Raw genomic sequence first — 21,404 nt, forward strand, 5'->3', positions numbered from 1 at the left:
ACCCCTGGTCAATAAGATCCGCCGATGATCACACGTAAACGGCTGGCGGTGGGAGTGTGCGCCCTGCTCGCCGCCCTCACGGCCGGGATCGCCCTCCCGACCGGGGCGGCCGCCGGCGAACCCACGGGCGAGGCCACGCCCCAGGTCGACCTCGTCCTCGACGTGAGCGGCTCCATGCGGACGGCGGACATCGACGGCGGCTCCCGCATGGCGGCGGCGAAGCGGGCCTTCAACGAGGTGCTGGACGCGACGCCGGAGGAGGTCCAGCTCGGCATCCGGACCCTCGGCGCCAACTACGCGGGCGACGACCAGAAGACGGGCTGCAAGGACACCGCGCAGCTCTACCCGGTCAGTACGCTGGACCGCACCGAGGCCAAGACGCAGGTGGCGACCCTCTCGCCCACCGGCTGGACGCCGATCGGCCCGGCGCTGCTGAAGGCCGCCGACGACTTCACCGACAGCGCCTCCTCCAAGCGGATCGTGCTGATCAGTGACGGCGAGGACACCTGCGCCCCGCTCGACCCGTGCGAGGTGGCCCGGGAGATCGCGGCCAAGGGCATCGGTCTGACCATCGACACCCTGGGCCTGGTCCCGAACACCAAGATGCGGCAGCAGCTGAGCTGCATCGCGGAGGCGACCGGCGGTACCTACACCTCGGTCGAGCACAGCGACGAACTCTCCGACAAGGTCAACCAGTTGGTGGACCGCGCGGCCGATCCGGTGGTGACGCCGGTGGCCACGGAGGGCGCCGCGCAGTGCGCGAAGGCGCCCACGCTGAAGTCCGGGCTGTTCACCGACCGCGAGGAGTTCGGGCAGCAGCGCTGGTACCGGGTGGACGTCGAGCCCGGCCAGGAGCTGCGCGCCTCGGTGAGCGTGGCGGCCGACCGGGCCGTGAACCCCTCCTACGGGGTGCTGCTGCGGGCGGTGACCGTGCACGGCCGCGAGATCGTGCGCGGTGAGGCGTCGGGCGACGGCCGTACGGATGTGATCTCGACGGGGCTGCGCTATCCGAAGGCGGACAGCGACGAGGACGACGCGGCAGCCGAGGCCGTGTGCCTCCAGGTGACCAACTCCTTCTCGGCCGCCTCCGGGGTGAAGACCACGCCGGGTCTGCCGCTGGAGCTGACCGTGGACGTCGTGGACGCGCCGTCCTCGTCCAGTGACGTGGCCTCGTTCGGTCTCGGGCGCGGCTGGTGGCTGCTGGGCGCGCTGATCCTCGCCGGCTTCCTCGCCGGTCTCGTCTGGGGCTGGCTGTCGCGCTGGCGGGTCGCGGTCTGGAGGACCAACTGATGCGGATCACACGAGTGCTGGGTGCGGCGCTGCTGATGCTGGGGCTCGCCGCGACACCCGCGGCGGCCGACGCGTCGCCTTCCCCGTCGGCCTCTTCCGACGGGGACGCCCCCACGACGGCCGGTACGTCGTTCCGTACCGCGACCGAGTTCGAGCAGGGGCAGCAGGCCACCGCGAGCGGCTCCACCGGTGACTACCTGTACTGGTCGTTCCCGGCGGACGCCGGGCAGCGCCCCACCGTCGAGGCGACGGTGAAGCTGCCCGAGACGCATGCCGGGCAGACCTGGCAGGTCGACGTGTACGACGGGCTGCGGCGCCGCCAGGCCTGCCAGTACGGGGCGCAGACGCGCACGGCCGCGGCCGACGCGACGACCGTGGAGCTGGCGTGCGTGCTGCGCACGGTCCGCGCCTGGTCGGAGCCGTGGGCGAACGACCCGCTGCCGGGCACGTACTACGTCCGCCTGACGGCGGTCGGCCTCACGACCGCCGACCTCGGTCAGCCGGTCCAGGCCTCGGTCGAGGTGCACTCCAAGGACATCGGCGGCGCGGCGGCGGTGGACGGCTCGCTGGCGAAGCCGCTGGTGCCGGGCATCGCGATGACGGCGCAGGACGAGTCCGCCGAGGACGACTCGTCGGCGTCCGCCGTGCTCTCCAGCATCGAGCCGGAGGACGGCTGGTCGGGCGGCTGGTGGTCCGACCGCTGGGTGTGGACCGCGGTGGGCGGCGTGCTGGCCGCGCTCGCGGGCGTCGGCGGGTACTCGCTGACGCGCGGGGCCGGGCGGCCTTCGCGGGTGCCGCCGAGCGCCTGACGTCCAGTCGAGGGGCCCGCTGCGCAACGGCAGCGGGCCCTTTTTCATGCGCTTCTGAGCCCCTTGGCCAGCGTCCCGTCGCCGTCCACCTCGATGCGGCCGGCCCGTACCGCGTCGGTGACGCTCACCTCCCCGCGTCCGATGGCCGTACAGGTGTCGCCGTCCATGGTGAGGCGGGCGTCCGGCTCGCCGGGGGTGCGGCCGTGGCCGTAGACCGGGCCGTCCTCGGCGCCGACGTACAGATGGAAGTCCCCTTCCTCCAGGCGGACTTCGACGATCCCTTCGCCCTCCAGGGCGCGCAGCAGCGGCAGCGCGAACCAGTGCGCCCGTACCGCGTCGGTGGGCCGCCGCTCCCGCAGTTCCGCCTCGCCCCACGCACCCAGCGCCTGGATGACGGGCAGCAACTCCCGCCCTCTGACGGTGAGTTCGTAGACGTAGGCGGCGCCGGGCGGGGGCAGCCTGCGCCGGGTGGCGAGCCCGTCCCGCTCCATGTCCTTGAGCCGGGAGGCGAGTACGTCGGTGCTGACTCCCGGCAGGTCGGCGTGCAGGTCCGTGTAGCGGCGCGGACCGCTGAGCAGCTCGCGGACGATCAGCAGGGTCCAGCGGTCACCGACGGTGTCCAGCGCACGGGCGGCGGAGCAGTACTGGTCGTAGCTTCGGCGAGGTGACATGCGACGCAGTCTAGACATGTCGTTGGACTTTCCAAGCCGCCACTTGGTAAAACCAAGCAACACACGAAACCGGAGAGGCAGCAGCGCATGGAGTTCCGGCAGTCCAGCAAGCTCAGCGACGTCTGTTACGAGATCCGCGGCCCGGTGATCGAGCACGCCAACGCGCTGGAGGAGGCGGGCCACAGCGTGCTGCGCCTGAACACCGGCAACCCGGCACTCTTCGGCTTCGAGGCGCCCGAGGAGATCGTCCAGGACATGATCCGGATGCTCCCGCAGGCCCACGGCTACACGGACTCCAAGGGCATCCTCTCCGCCCGCCGAGCCGTCGCCCAGCGCTACCAGACCCTCGGCCTGGAGGTCGGCGTCGACGACGTCTTCCTTGGCAACGGCGTCTCCGAACTGATCTCGATGGCCGTGCAGGCACTGATCGAGGACGGCGACGAGATCCTCATCCCCGCCCCCGACTTCCCGCTGTGGACGGCGGTGACAACCCTCGCGGGCGGCAAGGCCGTTCACTACGTCTGCGACGAACAGGCCGACTGGAACCCGGACCTGGCCGACATGGAGTCGAAGATCACGGACCGCACGAAGGCCGTCGTGATCATCAACCCCAACAACCCCACCGGCGCGGTCTACCCGAAGGAGATCGTCGAGGGCATCCTCGACCTCGCCCGCCGGCACGGCCTGATGGTCCTCGCCGACGAGATCTACGACCAGATCCTCTACGACGACGCCGTGCACCACTCGGCCGCCGCGCTCGGCCAGGACCTGGTCGTGCTGACCTTCTGCGGGCTGTCGAAGACGTACCGCGTGGCCGGCTTCCGCTCGGGCTGGATGGTGGTCACGGGTCCGAAGCAGCACGCCAAGGACTACCTGGAGGGCCTGACCATGCTGGCCTCCATGCGGCTGTGCGCCAACGCCCCCGCCCAGTACGCCATCCAGGCCGCGCTCGGCGGCCGCCAGTCCATCCGCGAACTGACCCTGCCGGGCGGCAGGCTGCACGAGCAGCGCAACGTGGCCTGGGAGAAGCTCAACGAGATCCCCGGCGTGTCGTGCGTGAAGCCCAAGGGCTCGCTGTACGCGTTCCCGCGCCTGGACCCGAAGGTCTACAAGATCCACGACGACGAGAAGTTCGTGCTGGACCTGCTGCTGCGGGAGAAGATCCAGGTCGTCCAGGGCACCGGCTTCAACTGGCCGACCCCCGACCACTTCCGCATCCTCACCCTCCCCCACGCCGACGACCTGGAGGCGGCGATCGGGCGCATCGGGCGGTTCCTGAGCGGATACCGGCAGTAGCGCGGCACCGCGTCGGCAGCCCGAGGGCGCGCGCCGGGAGCGCCGGGCTCTTAGACGCCGTTTCTTTTGGTACCTGCGGGTCGTTGAATGCTTCGTGGGAGACCTGGTCACTGCGGGATGGGCCGACGCATAGCCCCGGTAGCCCCAATCACACCAAAAGAAACGGCGTCTTAGCCTGTGAGCCATGGGTGATCTCTTCCTCGTCCGGCACGGTGAGACCGAGTGGTCCCGTTCCGGGCGGCACACCGGGCGGACCGACGTACCGCTGACCGAGCACGGGCGGGAGGAGGCGCGGCGGCTGGTGCCGCTGATCCGCTCGCACCGGATCGGCGCCGCCTTCGTCAGTCCGCTGCAACGCGCACGGGAGACCGCCGAGCTGATCGGGGTCCCGGACGCCCGGGTCGACATGGATCTGATGGAGTGGGACTACGGCGGCTACGAGGGGATCACCACCGTCGAGATCCAGCGCACCCGGCCCGGCTGGTTCCTGTTCACGGACGGCGTCGCGCCGGGGCCGCCGGACCGTCCCGGGGAGACCGCGGACGAGGTCGGCGAGCGGGCCGACCGGGTCCTCGCCAAGGTCGACGCGGCGCTCTGCAACACCGAAGGGGTCGTGCTGCTCGTCGCCCACGGCCACTTCCTGCGGGTGCTCACGGCACGGCGCCTGGGACTGCCCGCCGCGCGGGGCGCCCTGTTCCAACTGGCGACGGGGACGGTGTGCCGGCTGGGGACGGAGCACGGTCGGCCGGTGATCGCCGGGTGGAATGTCAGACCTCCGGCTTAGTCTTCGAATGAGCCGGAGCGGAGTGCCGTGAGCCGAAGGGGGGAACGCCGTGACTCGTCCGCCCACCGCCGCGCAGCGCCGCGTCATCGACGCCGCCGATCCCGTCACCGGGCGGCTGAAAGGCACGGAGGCCCAGCTCGCGTCCCTGGTCAGGCATGGTCTGGCGTTCCGGCACGCGCGCCCGCCGCACGACCACTTCCTCACCCCGGCCGGGCATCGGCTGCGGGAGGCCACGCCGGTGGCGCCCGCGCCGGAGACCCCCCGGGCGTCCGGCGTCTTCGCCGCGCGCATCGGTGGTGAGGAGAACCCGCCGACCGCGGATGCGACCCGGGTGCGCGAGGTGCACAGTGCCTGGCAGGGGCTGCTGGAGCTGCGCCGGATGACGAATCCGGACGGGGCCACGGACCGCCCGTGCGGCTGGGAGCGGGCGCATCTGGTGCAGGCCGCCGCGCTCGCCCTGGAGGCGGCCGGGCACCGGCCGGCGGAGGCCGGCGCGGAGGGCGGCTACCGGGTGCGTGCGACCCCGCAGCCCGAGGCGGTCGCCGTGCGCGAACCGGACGCCGCCGCACTCACGGCCTGCGCGGTCACGCTCCAGGCGGCGGGCTGGCAGGTCGGCGAGTACACCGAGCCGCGGACCAGAGCCCGCTACCTGCTGGCCTCACCGAGACGGGTGTAGGGCGCACGTGTCAGGATCTGGACCAGCAACTGCCGTGACACGAGAGGTGATTGACGTGACCGAGCCGTTCTCCGTTCCGGTGACCGTCCGCGGGTACGAGACGGACGTCCAGGGCCACCTGAACCAGAGCGTCTACATCAACTACGCGGAGCACGCCCGCTGGTCGCTGCTGCGGGCGGCCGGGATCACCCAGGCCGGTCTCATCGGCAGCGGCGTGGGCCCGGTGGCCCTGGAGACCACCATCCGGTACCGGCGGGAGCTGCTGGCCGGTGACGAGGTCGAGGTGAGCTGCGGCTTCGAGTGGGGTGAGGGGAAGACCTTCCGCATCCAGCAGACCATCCGCAAGAAGGACGGCACGGTCGCGGCGGAGGTCACGGCCGTCGGCGGCCTGATGGACCTCAAGGAGCGCCGACTGGTCCCGGAGCCGCAGAAGTACTTCAAGGAACTGGCCACCGACCCCGGCCTGTTCGGGTTCTGAGGCGCCCGCGAGCCAGGGGCCGGGCGTCGACCGGCTCCGGCCGGTGGTCGGTGTCGTAGGCCGCGCGTGACGCGGTGATGTGGACCCTGTTGCGCTCGGCCCAGTCGGTCCGGCGTCGCGGGGTCGCGTGCAACTCCATGGCGGGCGGGGTGAGTTCGTACTCGACCTTCGGCGGGACCGTCGGGTGGACCGTGCAGGTGACCGGACCGTCACGCTCCAGGTTGCGCAGGGTCAGGGTGAGCATGCGGCGGCTGAGCTGACCGGGCTGGCCATGTCGGGGGGCGCGGGGCTGTCGACTGGCGTTCCGGGCGGGCACCGGGACCGCGCTCGCGGCGCCGGCCCGGGCGGCGGCGGTCCTGCGGCCCCGCGGCAGGTGAGACGGCGGCACGGCGGCGGGACCCCGGTACCCGCCGCCGCGGCCGTGTGTTCACGCCCCGCCGAACACCCCCTTGTGGTCCTCGGCCCACTGCCGATAGGACCGCGCCGGACGTCCCAGCGCCTCCCGTACGTCGTCCGTGACGGTGGTGTTGCCGTCCCCTCGGGCGATCTCCAGGCCGCCCAGGACCCCTTCCACGGCCTGTTCGCTCAGTCCGGACGCGGACAACTGCTCCCGTAGCCGATCCCGGGACGGAGTGACCGTCCGCACCGGCCGGCCGAGCACCTCGGCGAGGACCGCGGCCTGGTCGGGGACGCTGATCGCCTCCGGTCCGGTCAGGGTGTACGTCCGTCCCGCGTGCCGGGTGCCGGTGAGGGCCGCCACCGCCACCTCGGCCACGTCACGCGGGTCGACCACCCCTTGCCGTCCGTCCCCCGTCATGTTCGGCACGGGCTCCCCCGCCGCCAACGCGTGCGCCCAGCCGAGGGTGTTGGAGGCGAACGACGAGGGCCGCAGGATCGTCCACTCCGGCCCGCCCGCCCGCAGGGCCTGTTCACCGGGCAGGTGCCAGGTGCCGAACGGGCCGAACCGGGGCTCACCGGTGCCGATGGCGGAGAGCTTCACGAGCCGCCGCACCCCCGTGGCCCGCGCCAGCTCGATCAGCCGCACGTCCCGCCCGCCGTCCTCCGGCCCGAGCACGCCCACGAGGAACGCGGCGTCGACGCCCGCCAACGCCGCCTCCAGGGACGGCTGGTCGAGGAAGTCCCCGCGCACCGCCTCCACGCCGCCGGGCAGCACCGCCCGCTCGGGGGCGCGGGTCAGGGCGCGGACCTTCTCGCCGCGCGCCGCGAGCTGTCGTACGACTTCGCTTCCGATGGTGCCGGTGGCACCCGTCACTAGGATCATGACCGCAACGCTGGCGTACCCACCGGCGGCGGCTCTTGGAAATTCCGGCACGGTTGGCGCCCCCCGCTAGGCCGTGCCGCCCGTTTACGGTGGACAGGTGACGACCACGACCGCAGCACCCGTCCCTCTTCCCGCCGTGTCCGTGCCCGATGACCTGCGCCCGTGGGTCGCCGAGATCGGCACGGTGACCGGGGGCGAGTCGGTGGCGCACGCTCCCGACACCGCGACGAAGCTGGTCGTGCGGGTGGAGGCGGGCGGCCGGCGCGACGCCCTGGTCGTCGGCCCGCGGACCCGTGCCTCGTACCACCGGGCGGACGGCGGGCAACTGGCGTCCTGTGTGCAACTGCACCTGAAGCCGGGAACGGCACGTCCGTTGCTCGGGGTGGCCGCGGCCGACCTGGTCGGCCGGGTCGTGCCGCTGCGGGAGCTTCCGGCCCGCTCGGCCCGGCAACTGGCGAACTCGATGGCGGACTTGGAGCTCGACGACCTGATCGCCCGGCTGGCACGGCTGTTTCCTCAGCTGCCGCCCCCGGAGTCCCGGAGCGAGCTGCTGCGGGCCGCCGTGGCCGCCCTGTCGCTCCGCGACGGACAGGTACCGGGGCAGGTGAAGGACGTGGCGCGGGAACTCGCCGTCAGCGAGCGGCAGTTGCGGAACCTCTTCGCGGAGGGGGTCGGCCTCTCCCCCAAGCACTACGCGCGCATCGACCGCGTCCGCGCGGTGCTGGCGCAGGCGCCGACCGCGAAGTGGGCCGACCTCGCCGCCAGGTCCGGCTACTACGACCAGGCGCACATGACGTCCGACTTCCGCAGCCTGATGGGCGTGCCGCCCCGCTCCTTCTTCACCGGCCGCCTCCCCGAGGCCCGGCCGTGCCAGGCCTTCGCGCGCACAGCGGCGTGAGCCGGGCCGGGACCGGCAGTCCCGACCTGGTGCACGCCGCTCAAGCGGGAGGCGTACGGGGGCCGGTCACCCCCGCGGTCAGTGCACGGCCGCGATCTCCTCGCCCGCCTCCATCGGGTGCGTCACGTCGTGGGCGTCGCGCTGCCTGCCGAGGTGGTTGAAGACCAGGTTCAGCACGACGGCCGCCACGCAGCCCGTCGAGATCCCGGAGTCGAGCACGATCTTCGCGGTCTCGGGGAAGGCGTGGTAGAACTCCGGTGCCGTGATGGGGATGATCCCGACGGCCAGTGACACGGCCACGATCAGGACGTTGTTGTCCTTGTCCAGGCCGGCCCGGACCAGGGTCTGGATGCCGCTCGCCGCGACCGAGCCGAAGAGGACGACTCCGGCGCCGCCGAGTACCGGGCGCGGTACGACGGCGATGAGCGAGGCGGCCATCGGGCACAGGCCCATCAGCACCAGGAAGGCGCCGCCGGTGGCGACGACGTACCGGCTGCGGATCTTCGTCATCGCGACCAGGCCGATGTTCTGGGCGAAGGCGCTGCACATGAAGCCGTTGAAGAGGGGGCTGATCGCGGAGCCGAGGGTGTCGGCGCGCAGTCCCGCCGCGATGGTCCTCTCGTCCGCCGGGCGTTCCACGATCTCGCCCAACGCCAGCATGTCCGCGGTCGATTCGGTCATCGAGACCACCATCACCACGACCATCGACACGATCGCGGCGACCTGGAACTGCGGGGCACCGAAGTGGAACGGCGTCGGGAAGCCCACCACGTCCGCGTCCGCGACCGGCCCGAAGTCGGTGACGCCGAAGGGGATCGCGACGAGCGTGCCGATGACCAGGCCGAGGAGGACGGCGATCTGCTTGACGAAGCCGCGGGTGAACCGGCGCAGCAGGAGCACGATCACGAGCGTCGTGCCCGCCAGGCCGAGATAGGTCGTCGAACCGTAGTCGTCCGCCGCGGGGTTGGGCCCTTGCGCCCAGCCGAAGGCGACCGGCAGCAGGGAGACGCCGATGAGGGTGATCACCGTGCCGGTGACGACCGGCGGGAAGAAGCGGACCGCCTTGCTGAAGAAGGGGGCGGCGAGGAAGCCGAGCAGGCCCGCGACGATGACCGCGCCGAAGATGATCGGCAGCGCGTCGGACTTGTCGTCGGTGGAGGCGACGATGGCGGTCATCGGGGCCACGCCCGCGAAGGTGACGCCGTTGACGAAGGGGAGCCGGGCGCCGATCTTCCAGACGCCGAGGGTCTGGAGGAAGGTGGCGAGGCCCGCGGTGAACAGGCAGGCGCCGGTCAGGAAGGTCAGTTCGGTGCCGGAGAGGCCGACGGCCGCCCCGACTATCAGGGGCGGGGCGACGACTCCCGCGTACATGGCGGCCACGTGTTGGAGGCCCGTGGTGGCCATTTTCAGTGCGGGGAGTTTTTCGTCGACGGGGTGGGGGTCGACGCGGTGTATGTCGTCGGCTGGTTGGGCGGTCACGGCGGTTTCCTCCGGGTCAGCTAACACGTCGGCTCTGACGTGGGTTTCTTGGAGGTGGTGCGCGGTCGTGCGGGACCGGAGGACGGGTGGGGTGCATGTGGGGGGCATGCACGGTGACCGTTCCGGGGCGCACGCGTGTGACGTACGCCCCGGAGACGGCCGCCATGGACCCCGCTCGGGTCCACGGCTGCCGGCCGGGAGCCGTCCCTCTCGGCCGGAGATCAGGTGCCGTGCAGGGACGACGAGTTACTGCGCGGCGATCTGGGCCAGCCGCTGCGCCTGTTCCCGCGTCGAGCGCGCGATCGCGTCCTCGTCCACGTGCAGCAGGCGGTTGTCCTCGACGATCTGACGGCCGTTCACGAAGGAGGCCGTGACCGGGGCCGCCGCGCCGAAGACCAGGGCGGTGACCGGGTCGGCGATGGAGGCGTGGGCGAGCGTGTCCAGCTTCCACAACACCAGGTCAGCGAGCTTGCCGGCCTCCAAGGAGCCGATCTCGGCGGCGCGGCCGAGGACTTGGGCGCCGCCGTAGGTGCCGAGGCGCAGCGCCTGGCGGGCGTTGAGCGCCGCTTCCCGGTGCGCGCCGAGGCGGTTGATGAGGAGCGCGTTGCGCAGTTCGGTGTGCAGTTCGCCGGACTCGTTGGAGGCGGTGCCGTCGACACCGAGGCCGACCGGGACGCCGGCGGCGAGCATGTCGGGGACGCGGGCGATGCCGGCGGCGAGGCGGGCGTTCGACGAGGGGCAGTGGGCGACACCGGTCTTCGTGCGGGCGAAGGCGGCGATGTCGGAGTCGTTCATGTGGACGCAGTGCGCCATCCAGACGTCCTCGCCCAGCCAGCCGGTGGACTCGAAGTAGTCGGTCGGGCCCATGCCGAACAGTTCCTTGCAGAACTGCTCCTCCTCGACGGTCTCCGAGCCGTGGGTGTGCAGCCGTACGCCCAGGCTGCGGGCCAACTCGGCTCCCTGTCGCAGGAGTTCGGTGGAGACGGAGAAGGGCGAGCAGGGGGCGACGGCCACCTGGGTCATGGCGTCGAAGGAGGCGTCGTGGTGCTCCTTGACGGTCGCCTCGGTCGCGGCGAGGGCGCCGTCGAGGGTCTCGACGGCGAAGTCCGGGGGCAGGCCGCCGTCCTTCTCGCTGCGGTCCATGGAGCCGCGGGCGAGGGTGAAGCGGACGCCCGTCTCGCGGGCCGCGCGGATGATCGAGCCGGACAGGTCGCCGGAGTTCCGCGGGAAGACGTAGTGGTGGTCCATGGCGGTGGTGACACCGCCGCGGGCCATCATGGCCAGCGAGCCCTGCGCGGCCGAGTAGGTCATCTGCTCGTCGATGCGCGCCCAGGTCGGGTACAGCGCGACGAGCCAGTTGAAGAGGTTGTGGTCGGTGGCCAGGCCCCGGGTGATCCACTGGTAGAAGTGGTGATGGGTGTTGACCAGGCCGGGGGTCACGAGGTGGCCGCCGGCGTCGATCCGGCGTACGACGTTCTCCAGGCCCTCGGGGGCCTTGCCCGGGCCGAGCGACTCGATGCGGTTGCCGGCGATGACGACGTGGCCGCTCGCGTACTCGGTGTCGTTGGCGTCGACGGTCGCGATCGCACAGTTCTCGATGACGATGCGCTGGGCTGCTGCCATGGTTTCGTCCTTTGCGCTTCGGTGGAGAGGGCACGGCAGGACCCCGGGGGATTTGAGTGCCGCGGCCGGTTCGGAGACCTCACCGGCCGCGGGTGCCGCAGAAGATGCAGTTGTCAGAGGTTGGTGAGGTCCACCGGGATCTTCGGCTCGCAGCCGTCCCGCAGGATGGTCGCCTCGATCAGGCCGTAGGGCCGGTCGGCGGCGAAGTACACCGCGCCTTCTTCGGTGGCGTTCTTCAGACCGAAGGGCTCCAGGTCCACCAGGAAGTGGTGCTTGTTCGGGAGGGAGAAGCGGACCTCGTCGATCTCACTGCGGTTGTTGATGATCCGCGAACCCATCTGGTAGAGGGTCTGCTGGAGCGAGAGCGAGTAGGTCTCGGCGAAGGCCTGGAGCATGTGCTTCCGGGTCTGCTCGTAGGACTTCTCCCAGTTGGGCATCCGCTGCTCGTCGTCGGTCCAGTTGAACCGCCAGCGGCCGGAGACCTGGGTGGCCAGGATGCGGTCGTACGCCTCCTGGAGCGTCGTGTACTTGTCCTTGACGTAGCCCCAGAACTCGGAGTTGGTCGAGTTCATCACGACGAGGTCCTTGAGACCGGAGATGACCTCCCACTTCTCTCCGTCGTAGGTGATCTGGGTGACCCGGGTCTCCTGGCCCTTGCGGACGAAGGAGTGCTTGACCTCGTCGGCGCCGATGAACTGGGAGTTGGCGTCGGAGGCGGCTATGCGCTCCCACGCGTACTCCTCGATCCGGATGCGGGCCGTCGTGATCGGCTCCTGCGAGGTCACGAAGTGCCGGGCGAGGTGGATGCCGAACTGCTCGGCCGACTCGATGCCGTGTTCCTTGGCGAACGCGTACACCGTGTTCTTGGTGGTGTCGGTCGGCAGGACGTTGGCGTTGGAGCCGGAGTAGTGGACCTCGTCCATGTCGCCGCTCAGCGCCACGGACACGTTCAGGTCCTTGATGTGGTGGGTGGCGCCGTCCCGCGTGATCTTTACGACTCGGTTCTCGGCCTTGCCGTACTGGTTCTGTCCCAGGATCGTGGGCATGTGTCTGCTAGCTCCCTCGGTAAACGGAGTAGCCGAACGGGTTGAGCAGCAACGGCACGTGGTAGTGCTCGCCCGGCACGACGGCGAACGTGATCGCCACCTCCGGGAAGAACACACCGGTACCGCTGTCCCGATTCGCGGGGGCGTCCTGCTGCGCATCGGCTTGCTTCTTCTCGAAGTACGGCTCGACGGCGAAGTCGAGCCGTACGTGTGTGGTGCCCTCCGGCAGCGCCGGCAGGTCCTTGCACCGCCCGTCCGCGTCGGTCGCGCTGCCGCCGAGCGCCTGCCAGTCCGCGTCCGCGCCGGCGCGGGCGGACAGGTGGACGGCGACTGCCTCGGCGGGACGGCCGACGCTGGTGTCCAGGATGTGGGTGGACACCGAGGCGGTGGTGCTGGTGCTCATGCTGGTCTCAGTCCTCTTCGACGAGTCGGGCGAGCCGGATACGGTTGATCTTGCCCAGCTCGGTGCGGACGATCTCCCGCTCCTGCTCCGGCGCGTTCCCGATCCGCTCCTTGACCGCGTCGCGCATCTGCTCGCCGGTCCGGCCGGTGGCGCAGATGAGGAAGACATGGCCGAACTTCTCCTGGTAAGCGAGGTTCAGCTCGAGCATCTCCGCCTTGAGCTCCTCCGTCGCGCCGGCCATGCCGCGCTGCTCGCGGGCGGAGGTCGGGTCGCCGGGCTTGGGGCGGCCGATGGGCGGGTGTCCTGCCATGGCCTCGGCGAGGTCCTCGGCGGTCAGCCCGGCCATGGCGGCGTCGCTCTCGGCGTAGAGGGCCTCGGCGTCCGGGTAGGGCCGGGCGGCGAGCAGTCGCTTCGCCCAGGCCGTGGAGGCGCACGCCTCGTGGAGCGCGGCGAAGGCCGCGTGCTCCTCCAAGGCGTTGAACCGGGCCAGGCCCGGGGACGTGGAAGTCGAAGTCACGGGAGCCTCCGTGGCCGCGAACGGCCGTCGTACGTGAGCGGGCTGCCGCTAGCTAACGCCCTCCGAAACACAACGTCAACACTTTGTTGAAAATTCGGGGTTACGAAACCGGGTGACGAAATCCGGCGCCGGAACCGGGTGGGGCGACCCCGGCGAACCCGTCCCGGTCAGGCCTTGTCCCGGTCGGGCCTTGCCCCGGTCAGGCCTTGTCCCGGTTGAGGTAGTTGTAGACCGTGAAGCGGCTGACGCCGAGCGCGCTCGCCACGGTCTCCACGCCGTGCCGCACGGAGAAGGCGCCGCGCGCCTCCAGTATGCGCACGACCTCCTGCTTGGCCTTGCGGTCCAGGTCGGCCAGCGGCTTGCCCTGCTTGCGCTCCATGGCGGCCAGGATGTGATCGAGGGAGTCCGCGAGCTGCGGCAGCCGTACGGCGACGACGTCGGCGCCCGCCCAGGCCAGCACGACGTCGTCGGGCCCGGCCTCGTCCGGCGGGACCATCTCCCCGCCCATGGCGTCGACCAGCGGCTTCACCGCCGTGATGAAGGGCTCGTCCCCGGTTCCGGTCACTTCTCGCCCTCCCCGATCACGTTGACCTGGAGCGAGATGCGGGTGGCACCGGCCTTGAGCGACTCGCGCAGCAGCGCGTTCACGGCGGTGAGCACGGCGTCGGCGCCCCCCTCGGCGGTGTTGCCGAACGGGCCGACGTCCACCGCGTCCAGCGCCGCCGCCTCGACCACCTCACGGGCCGCGACCGCGTGCGCGGGCGCCTCGTCGAGGTCGAAGGGTTCGGTGGTGAACTCCACTCTCAAACGCATCGCGCCCATGCCTCCCTGACCTGCGCGTTCCTGGGCCACCCTCCGCCGGGGAGGGCTCGTCCGGGGCACATCATGCCGTCGCGGACGGACCCGGACCCCGACCTTAACGGACCGTGAGGGGTTTCAGCGGGGCTCCGGCGTTCCCGCTTCCACCGGCAGCAGCAGCTCGCGCGGCGGTTCCTCTCCGCGGGAGAGGTGGGCTACCGGCACCGGAGCACCACCTGCCGGGCGGGGGTGGTCCCGGCGCGGGTGGGATCAGCCGCCGCTCCCGTCGGGAGACAGGACACCGTACGGCCCGGTGCACCGGCTCCCACCAGCGCGGCGTCCGGCTCTCGCGTTTCGGGCCCCTTGACAAGCCGCACCCGCCGACGGCAATCTTCCATTAAGCAGAAAGCAACTTCCGCAATACGGAATCACTCGACACGGAAGGGAGCGCGGCGGCCCATGGGATTCGCAGACCAGCGCTTCAACGTCAACCTGTCGATCCTCTTCACGGAACTCCCGCTCCTGGAGCGCCCCGCGGCCGCCGCCGCGGCGGGCTTCACCGCGGTCGAGCTGTGGTGGCCCTGGGTCGACTCCCCCACCCCCGAGCGGTCCGAGCTCGACGCCCTGAAGAAGGCGATCGAGGACGCGGGCGTCCAGCTCACCGGGCTGAACTTCTACGCCGGCCGGCTGCCCGGCCCCGACCGCGGCGCCCTGTCGATCCCGGGCGCGGAGTCGGAGAAGTTCCGCGCCAACATCGACGTGGCCGCGGACTTCGCGCAGTCGCTGGGCTGCAAGGCCCTCAACGCCCTTTACGGCAACCGCGTCGACGGCGTCGACCCGGCCGAGCAGGACGCGCTCGCGCTGGAGAACCTGGTCCTCGCGGCCCGGGCGGCCGACCGGATCGGCGCGATCCTCCTCGTGGAGACGCTGAACAGGCCCGAGTCGCCGCGGTACCCGCTGGTGACCGCCCCGGCCGGGGCCGGGATCGTCGACAAGGTCAACGAGGCGACGGGGCTCGGCAACGCGCGCTTCCTCATGGACCTCTACCACCTGTCCATGAACGGCGAGGACCTGCCGGCGGTGATCGAGGAGTACGCCGCACGGACCGGCCACGTGCAGATCGCCGACAACCCGGGCCGTGGCGCCCCGGGCACCGGTTCGCTGCCCCTCGAAGACCTCCTCGACCAGCTGAGGAAGGCGGGTTACGACGGCTGGGTCGGCCTCGAGTACAAGCCGGGCGACCGCCCGAGCGCCGAGGCCTTCGACTGGCTCCCGCGCGAAGCGCGCGCCGCCCGCTGACCCCTTCTCACGCGAAAGGCACCCCCATCATGAGCAACACGCTTCCGAAGATCGCCTGGATCGGCCTCGGCATCATGGGCTCCCCCATGTCCGAGAACCTGATCAAGGCGGGTTACGACGTCACCGGCTTCACGCTGGAGCAGGACAAGCTGGACCGCCTCGCCGCCGCCGGCGGCAAGGCCGCCGCCTCGATCGCCGAGGCCGTCGGGGACGCCGACGTGGTCATCACGATGGTGCCCGCCTCCCCGCAGGTCGAGGCCATCTCGTACGGCCCCGACGGCATCCTGGAGAACGCCAGGCCCGGCGCCCTGCTGATCGACATGTCCTCGATCACCCCGCAGACCTCCGTCGACCTCGCGAAGGCCGCCGCGGACAAGGGCATCCGCGTCCTGGACGCCCCGGTGTCCGGCGGCGAGGCCGGCGCGATCGAGGCCGTGCTGTCCATCATGGTCGGCGGCGAGCAGGCCGACTTCGACGCCGCCAAGCCGATCCTGGAGGCGCTCGGCAAGACCATCGTGCTGTGCGGTCCGCACGGCTCGGGCCAGACCGTGAAGGCCGCCAACCAGCTGATCGTCGCCGTGAACATCCAGGCGTGCGCCGAGGCCGTGGTCTTCCTGGAGAAGTCCGGCGTGGACCTGAAGGCCGCGCTCGACGTCCTCAACGGCGGCCTCGCGGGCTCCACCGTGCTGACCCGGAAGAAGGACAACTTCCTCCAGCGCGACTTCAAGCCGGGCTTCCGCATCGACCTCCACCACAAGGACATGGGCATCGTCACCGACGCCGCCCGCAACGTCGGCGCGGCCCTGCCCGTCGGTGCCGTGGTGGCCCAGCTGGTCGCGTCGCTGCGCGCCCAGGGCGACGGCGGCCTCGACCACTCCGCGCTGCTGCGGGCCGTGGAGCGCCTCTCCGGCGCCCAGGTCTGACGCCTCGCCCCCAGACTCCGGGCGGTGCCGCCGCTGACACCTGTCCTGTCGCGCCCAGGCGGCGGCACCGCCCGGAATCCACTTCAACAAAGTGTTGACGCCCAGATGGCCCACTTCTAGGCTCCACAAAGCGGAAACAGGTTTCCGCTGTCACCCGCACGGAAGGTCCCCGATGTCGAAGCGCGTGCTCACGACCGAGTCCGGCGCCCCGGTCGCCGACAACCAGAATTCCGCCTCCGCCGGTGTCGGCGGCCCGCTCCTCCTCCAGGACCAGCACCTGCTGGAGAAGCTCGCCCGCTTCAACCGCGAGCGCATCCCGGAGCGCGTGGTGCACGCCCGCGGCAGCGGCGCCTACGGCTACTTCGAGGTGACCGACGACGTCACCGGGTTCACGCACGCCGACTTCCTGGACTCGGTCGGCAAGCGCACCGAGGTCTTCCTGCGCTTCTCCACCGTGGCGGACTCGCTCGGCGGCGCCGACGCGGTGCGCGACCCGCGCGGCTTCGCCGTGAAGTTCTACACCGAGGAGGGCAACTACGACCTCGTCGGCAACAACACCCCGGTGTTCTTCATCAAGGACCCGATCAAGTTCCCCGACTTCATCCACTCGCAGAAGCGCGACCCCTTCACGGGCCGTCAGGAGCCGGACAACGTCTGGGACTTCTGGGCGCACGCCCCCGAGGCCACGCACCAGGTGACCTGGCTGATGGGCGACCGCGGCATCCCGGCGTCGTACCGCCACATGAACGGCTACGGCTCGCACACCTACCAGTGGACGAACGCCGAGGGCGAGGCCTTCTTCGTCAAGTACCACTTCAAGACCAACCAGGGCATCCGCTGCCTGTCCGCCGAGCAGGGCGCCGAGCTCGCGGGCAAGGACCCCAACTCGCACCAGACGGACCTGCTCCAGGCCATCGAGCGAGGGGTGAACCCCTCCTGGACCCTCTACGTCCAGGTCATGCCGGCGGGCGAGGCCGCGGACTACCGCTTCAACCCGTTCGACCTCACCAAGGTGTGGCCGCACAAGGACTACCCGCTGCGGCGCGTCGGCCGGCTGGTCCTCGACCGCAACCCGGACAACGTCTTCGCCGAGGTCGAGCAGGCCGCGTTCTCCCCGAACAACTTCGTGCCGGGCATCGGTCCCTCGCCGGACAAGATGCTCCAGGGCCGCCTGTTCGCCTACGCGGACGCGCACCGCTACCGCCTGGGCGTCAACCACACCCAGCTCGCGGTGAACGCCCCGAAGGCCACGGTCGCGAACAACTACGGGCGGGACGGCCTGATGGCCACCAACTCCCAGGGCCGCGGCGCGAAGAACTACGAGCCGAACTCCTACGACGGCCCGGTGGAGACCGGCCGCCCGCTCTCCGCCCCGCTGGCGGTCAGCGGCTGGACCGGCACCCACGAGGCCGCGCAGCACACCAAGGACGACGACTTCTTCCAGGCCGGCGAGCTGTACCGGCTGATGTCCGAGGACGAGAAGGCGCGGCTGGTCGCGAACATCGCCGGCGGCCTGTCCCAGGTCTCCCGCGACGACGTGATCGAGAAGAACCTCGCCCACTTCCACGCCGCCGACCCGGAGTACGGCAAGCGCGTGGAGGAGGCGGTCCGCGCCCTGCGCGAGGACTGAGCCGAGCAGCCGGCTTCCGGCGAAGACTCCCTGTTCGCGCCCGGACACTGAGCGACCCGGATGAGGGGTGGTCCCTCGGTACGGGGCACGGGCAGGGTGATGGACCGCGGCGGCGTGCGAGCCAGTGCGGTGGTGAAGGACCGGAGACCCCCTTCTCGACCTGAGGGAAGGCGTCTCGGGCTCCGTCGCCGCCGCCGCGGTCCCAGCAGGACGGCAAGAACACGAAGAGCACCGGATACGGACGGTCCCGTATCCGGTGCTCTTCGCCGTGCCCGGGGTGCGCGGACGGCTGCCGCGCAGGACGCTGAAGGCATGGCACACGCACCGCATCACCACCCGCATGTCGTGGTCCACTCGCCCGGCCTGGACGGTTCTCGGCGGGTCACCGCGGACGACCACGCACTCGGCGTCGCCTCCCACCTGGACGACGTCGTGGAACTGCTGCGCCTCGCCGACCTCGACCGGATCGAGGTGGAGGACGAGGACATCGTCGAATGGCAGGGCGGCGGCCCGGACGACTGGCCGGGCCTGTCCGAGCACCATCAGGGCTGAGCCGCCTACACCGGGTGACGTAGACGGACTACGGAACCCTCAAATCAACCTCTGAACCCGCCCCCAAAGGCTTCAACCGCCCCCGTAGGCGGGCACATTGTCGTCACGCGGTGCCCGCCGACACGGGGGCGGCGGGCACCGCGTGACGGGGGGCATGCCGAAGGGGCGGCCCATCCACCCGGATGGACCGCCCCTCGGCAGTGCGGCCGCGTCAGACCTTCAGCGTCCTGATCGCCGTCGGGGCGTGGCCCGGCTCGGTCGCGAGTTCCTCGAACTCGGTGACGTCGCTGATGTCGGCGGTCTTGCTCATCGCGATGTTGGTGACCCGCTCCAGGATCGCCTCGACCACGACCGGCACCCGGTACTCGGCGGCCAGCTTCTTGGCCTCCTCGAAGGCGGGCAGCAGCTGGTCGGGCTCGGTGACCCGGATGGCCTTGCAGCCGAGGCCCTCGACGACCTTGACGTGGTCGACGCCGTAGACACCCAGCTCCGGCGAGTTGATGTTCTCGAACTCCAGGTTGACCTGGAAGTTGATGTCGAGACCGATCTGCGCCTGCCGGATCAGGCCCAGGTAGGCGTTGTTGACGAGGACATGGACGTACGGGATCTTGTGCTGCGCGCCGACGGCCAGCTCCTCCAGCATGAACTGGAAGTCGTAGTCGCCGGAGAGCGCGACGACCTGGGCCTCCGGGTCGGCCTTGGAGACGCCGAGCGCGGCCGGGATGGTCCAGCCGAGGGGGCCGGCCTGACCGCAGTTGATCCAGTGCCGCGGCTTGTAGACGTGCAGCATCTGGGCGCCCGCGATCTGCGAGAGGCCGATCGTGGTGACGTACCGGGTCTCGGGGCCGAAGGCCTTGTTCATCTCCTCGTAGACGCGCTGCGGTTTCATGGGCACGTTGTCGAAGTGCGTACGGCGCAGCAGTGTGGACTTGCGCTCCAGGTGGGAGGCGATCCACGCGGAGCGGTCGGGCAGCCGGCCCGCGGCCTTCAGCTCCTTCGCCACCTCGACGAACAGCTCCAGGGCGGCCTTGGCGTCGGAGGTGATGCCGTAGTCCGGCGGGAAGATCTTGCCGATCTGGGTGGGCTCGATGTCGACGTGGACGAACGTGCGGCCCCGGCGGTAGACGTCGAGCTTGTAGCCGGTGTGCCGGTTGGCCCAGCGGTTGCCGATACCGAGGACGAAGTCGGACTCCAGGAAGGTCGCGTTGCCGTAGCGGTGCGAGGTCTGGAGGCCGACCATGCCGGCGTTCAGCTCGTGGTCGTCGGGGATGGCGCCCCAGCCCATCAGGGTCGGGACGACCGGGGTGCCGGTCAGCTCGGCGAACTCCACGAGGAGGTCGGAGGCGTCGGCGTTGATGATGCCGCCGCCCGCGACGATCAGCGGACGCTCGGAGGCGAGCAGGAACTCGATCGCCTTCTCGATCTGGGCGCGGGTCGCGGCCGGCTTGTAGACCGGGAGCGGCTCGTAGGTCTCCGGGTCGAACTCGATCTCGGTGAGCTGGACGTCGATGGGCAGGTCGATGAGGACCGGGCCGGGACGGCCGGAGCGCATCAGGTGGAACGCCTGCTGGAAGACGCCGGGGACCTGGGCCGCCTCCAGGACGGTGGTCGCCGCCTTGGTGACGGGTTTGGCGATGGACGCGATGTCGACCGCCTGGAAGTCCTCCTTGTGGATCACGCTGACCGGCGCCTGGCCGGTGATGCACAGGATCGGGATCGAGTCGCCGATCGCCGAGTACAGGCCGGTGATCATGTCGGTGCCGGCCGGGCCCGAGGTGCCGATGCAGACGCCGATGTTGCCCGGGTGGGCGCGGGTGTAGCCCTCGGCCATGTGGGAGGCGCCCTCGACGTGCCGGGCGAGCGTGTGGTCGATGCCGCCGCCCTCCTTGAGGGCGCGGTAGAAGGGGTTGATCGCCGCGCCGGGCACCCCGAACGCGTTGGTGACGCCCTCGCGCTTGAGGATCTCAACTGCCGCGCGGGCAGCGGTCATACGTGCCATCGAGTACTCCCTGCTTCGGCTGCCGGATTCGCACTCCCGTCGCGCCCCGCGGTGAGCACTTCCGTACTGGCTTCCGTCTGATGTGTTCCGAGCCTGCAATATTCCGCATTACGGAAACTAACTTCTACTATCTGGAATCAATGTAAGTGGAGGGGTGAAGGCCGTCAAGAGACGGACAAGTGGGGGTCGGCTGGAGGACGATGGGAGCGCTGTCCCGACGTGACGTCCTGGGGTGGGCCATGTCCGAGAACGTGTCGGTGCGCTGCCCGGTCTGCCGGCGTGAGCACTTCTATGCGGCACCGTCCTATCCGTGCGCCTGCGGAGCGCCCGTCGCCCCGCGGCTGGACCGGCGCGCGCGGGCGACGGCGGTCACCCACCGCTCCTGGGAGGACGACTGGGTGACGGTCCCGTGCGCCCGCTGCGGTCGCACCGGCGAGTGGCCGCACCCCGAGGTGGGCTGCCCGTGCGGGACGGTGCTGCGGGTGCCGGTCGCCCCGGAAGGGGTCGGCGTCGCCTCCGCGCAGTGCGCCGAGCCGTCCCGGCGGCGCGTCTTCCAGCCGGTGACGATCCGCACCGCGCGCGACGCGGTCACGGCCGCGGCCCTGTATCTGCGCTGGCTCGGCTACCAGGACATCCGCCGCGCCGACCAACGCCCCCCGAACGGCATCGGCCTCGCCGCCCGTGGCCTGCTGGCCCAGGTCGACCCGACGGTCCGCCCCGCGTCGCTGCGGGACGTCGAATGCCTGTGGCTGACGGCGATGACGGAGTCGGCGGACTGCGTCTACTTCTCCCTGGCCGGCTACGCCACGGAGGCCCGCACGGTCGCCGACTCACTGGCGGTCCCCTTGTTCGTCCTCGACCTGACGGGCACCCCGCAACCGGTCAACAGCAGAGCAGACAAACTGAACACGACCGGCGCGCAGGCCTCCGGCGGTTGAGCGGGGCGGGGCT

General features: G+C 70.9%; 22 protein-coding genes and 1 pseudogene. 12 read left to right on the plus strand and 11 right to left on the minus strand.

Annotated features, from left to right (window positions below):
- Positions 1-24: 24 nt before the first annotated feature.
- Positions 25-1,290 (plus strand): VWA domain-containing protein, encoded by a 1,266-nt coding sequence (locus DI272_RS10405; RefSeq protein WP_109495072.1) that lies wholly within the window; start codon positions 25-27, stop codon positions 1,288-1,290.
- Positions 1,290-2,099, plus strand: coding sequence for a hypothetical protein (locus tag DI272_RS10410; protein ID WP_109495073.1), 810 nt, complete (start codon positions 1,290-1,292; stop codon positions 2,097-2,099). Before DI272_RS10405 ends, DI272_RS10410 begins: the two co-directional genes overlap by 1 nt.
- 44 nt (positions 2,100-2,143) lie before the next feature.
- On the opposite strand, the gene DI272_RS10415 is transcribed toward DI272_RS10410, so the two are convergent.
- Entirely contained in the window at positions 2,144-2,770 is a 627-nt protein-coding gene (locus DI272_RS10415; protein WP_109495074.1) for a winged helix-turn-helix transcriptional regulator, read from the minus strand.
- Positions 2,771-2,857: 87 nt separating this feature from the next.
- On the opposite strand from DI272_RS10415, the gene DI272_RS10420 reads away from it, so the two are divergent.
- From DI272_RS10420 to DI272_RS10435, 4 genes are all read left to right on the plus strand, one after another.
- Entirely contained in the window at positions 2,858-4,066 is a 1,209-nt protein-coding gene (locus tag DI272_RS10420) for a pyridoxal phosphate-dependent aminotransferase (RefSeq protein ID WP_109495075.1), read from the plus strand.
- A gap of 184 nt (positions 4,067-4,250) precedes the next feature.
- Positions 4,251-4,850, plus strand: coding sequence for a histidine phosphatase family protein (locus tag DI272_RS10425; protein ID WP_109495076.1), 600 nt, complete (start codon positions 4,251-4,253; stop codon positions 4,848-4,850).
- A gap of 49 nt (positions 4,851-4,899) precedes the next feature.
- The gene (locus DI272_RS10430) at positions 4,900-5,526 is read left to right on the plus strand and encodes a hypothetical protein (protein WP_109495077.1); all 627 of its coding nucleotides are present in this window, start codon (positions 4,900-4,902) and stop codon (positions 5,524-5,526) included.
- 55 nt (positions 5,527-5,581) lie between these two features.
- Positions 5,582-6,004: a thioesterase family protein gene (locus DI272_RS10435; protein ID WP_109495078.1), complete on the plus strand. Its 423-nt coding sequence runs from the start codon at positions 5,582-5,584 to the stop codon at positions 6,002-6,004.
- Here DI272_RS10435 and DI272_RS10440 read toward each other — a convergent pair.
- Together DI272_RS10440 and DI272_RS10445 are read right to left on the minus strand one after the other, a co-directional pair.
- Positions 5,964-6,260 (minus strand): annotated as a pseudogene (locus tag DI272_RS10440) (winged helix-turn-helix transcriptional regulator); the annotation flags it as partial. The gene DI272_RS10435 and the pseudogene DI272_RS10440 sit on opposite strands and share 41 nt — an antisense overlap.
- Before the next feature lie 171 nt (positions 6,261-6,431).
- A complete protein-coding gene (locus DI272_RS10445) occupies positions 6,432-7,286 on the minus strand; it encodes an SDR family oxidoreductase (RefSeq protein WP_109495080.1) in 855 nt (284 codons plus the stop codon).
- A 97-nt stretch (positions 7,287-7,383) separates the two neighbouring features.
- Here DI272_RS10445 and DI272_RS10450 point away from each other — a divergent pair, with 97 nt between their 5' ends.
- Positions 7,384-8,184, plus strand: a complete 801-nt coding sequence (locus tag DI272_RS10450) for an AraC family transcriptional regulator (protein ID WP_181387147.1) — start codon at positions 7,384-7,386, stop codon at positions 8,182-8,184.
- A 78-nt stretch (positions 8,185-8,262) separates the two neighbouring features.
- Here the strand turns inward: DI272_RS10450 and DI272_RS10455 are convergent, their stop codons facing one another.
- The 7 genes from DI272_RS10455 to DI272_RS10485 all read right to left on the minus strand — a co-directional run bounded on the left by DI272_RS10455 (position 8,263) and on the right by DI272_RS10485 (position 14,065).
- Positions 8,263-9,663: a nucleobase:cation symporter-2 family protein gene (locus DI272_RS10455; RefSeq protein WP_258314513.1), complete on the minus strand. Its 1,401-nt coding sequence runs from the start codon at positions 9,661-9,663 to the stop codon at positions 8,263-8,265.
- A gap of 246 nt (positions 9,664-9,909) precedes the next feature.
- Positions 9,910-11,286, minus strand: a complete 1,377-nt coding sequence (locus DI272_RS10460; RefSeq protein WP_109495083.1) for an 8-oxoguanine deaminase — start codon at positions 11,284-11,286, stop codon at positions 9,910-9,912.
- Between the two features lie 113 nt (positions 11,287-11,399).
- The gene (gene pucL, locus DI272_RS10465; RefSeq protein ID WP_109495084.1) at positions 11,400-12,332 is read right to left on the minus strand and encodes a factor-independent urate hydroxylase; all 933 of its coding nucleotides are present in this window, start codon (positions 12,330-12,332) and stop codon (positions 11,400-11,402) included.
- Between the two features lie 7 nt (positions 12,333-12,339).
- The gene (gene uraH / locus DI272_RS10470) at positions 12,340-12,735 is read right to left on the minus strand and encodes a hydroxyisourate hydrolase (RefSeq protein WP_109495085.1); all 396 of its coding nucleotides are present in this window, start codon (positions 12,733-12,735) and stop codon (positions 12,340-12,342) included.
- Positions 12,736-12,742: 7 nt separating this feature from the next.
- Positions 12,743-13,252: a 2-oxo-4-hydroxy-4-carboxy-5-ureidoimidazoline decarboxylase gene (gene uraD / locus DI272_RS10475; RefSeq protein ID WP_109495086.1), complete on the minus strand. Its 510-nt coding sequence runs from the start codon at positions 13,250-13,252 to the stop codon at positions 12,743-12,745.
- Between the two features lie 199 nt (positions 13,253-13,451).
- The gene (locus tag DI272_RS10480; RefSeq protein ID WP_109495087.1) at positions 13,452-13,817 is read right to left on the minus strand and encodes a helix-turn-helix domain-containing protein; all 366 of its coding nucleotides are present in this window, start codon (positions 13,815-13,817) and stop codon (positions 13,452-13,454) included.
- Positions 13,814-14,065, minus strand: coding sequence for a hypothetical protein (locus tag DI272_RS10485; RefSeq protein WP_109500775.1), 252 nt, complete (start codon positions 14,063-14,065; stop codon positions 13,814-13,816). The genes DI272_RS10480 and DI272_RS10485 overlap by 4 nt, the downstream gene beginning before the upstream one ends.
- A 444-nt stretch (positions 14,066-14,509) precedes the next feature.
- Here DI272_RS10485 and DI272_RS10490 point away from each other — a divergent pair, with 444 nt between their 5' ends.
- The 4 genes from DI272_RS10490 to DI272_RS10505 all read left to right on the plus strand — a co-directional run bounded on the left by DI272_RS10490 (position 14,510) and on the right by DI272_RS10505 (position 18,454).
- Entirely contained in the window at positions 14,510-15,349 is an 840-nt protein-coding gene (locus tag DI272_RS10490) for a TIM barrel protein (protein WP_109495088.1), read from the plus strand.
- 29 nt (positions 15,350-15,378) lie between these two features.
- Positions 15,379-16,272 (plus strand): 2-hydroxy-3-oxopropionate reductase, encoded by an 894-nt coding sequence (locus DI272_RS10495; protein ID WP_109495089.1) that lies wholly within the window; start codon positions 15,379-15,381, stop codon positions 16,270-16,272.
- A 172-nt stretch (positions 16,273-16,444) separates the two neighbouring features.
- On the plus strand, positions 16,445-17,902 hold the full coding sequence (locus tag DI272_RS10500) for a catalase (RefSeq protein WP_109495090.1): 1,458 nt from the start codon (positions 16,445-16,447) through the stop codon (positions 17,900-17,902).
- Positions 17,903-18,214: 312 nt separating this feature from the next.
- Positions 18,215-18,454, plus strand: coding sequence for a hypothetical protein (locus tag DI272_RS10505; protein ID WP_109495091.1), 240 nt, complete (start codon positions 18,215-18,217; stop codon positions 18,452-18,454).
- 211 nt (positions 18,455-18,665) lie between these two features.
- On the opposite strand, the gene gcl is transcribed toward DI272_RS10505, so the two are convergent.
- Positions 18,666-20,453, minus strand: a complete 1,788-nt coding sequence (gcl, locus tag DI272_RS10510) for a glyoxylate carboligase (RefSeq protein ID WP_109495092.1) — start codon at positions 20,451-20,453, stop codon at positions 18,666-18,668.
- A 239-nt stretch (positions 20,454-20,692) separates the two neighbouring features.
- On the opposite strand from gcl, the gene DI272_RS10515 reads away from it, so the two are divergent.
- Positions 20,693-21,391: a hypothetical protein gene (locus DI272_RS10515; protein WP_181387148.1), complete on the plus strand. Its 699-nt coding sequence runs from the start codon at positions 20,693-20,695 to the stop codon at positions 21,389-21,391.
- Positions 21,392-21,404 lie beyond the last annotated feature (13 nt).

Origin of the sequence: Streptomyces sp. Act143 (genome assembly GCF_003143935.1) — a bacterium.
In the GTDB taxonomy this organism is placed as follows: Bacteria; Actinomycetota; Actinomycetes; order Streptomycetales; family Streptomycetaceae; genus Streptomyces.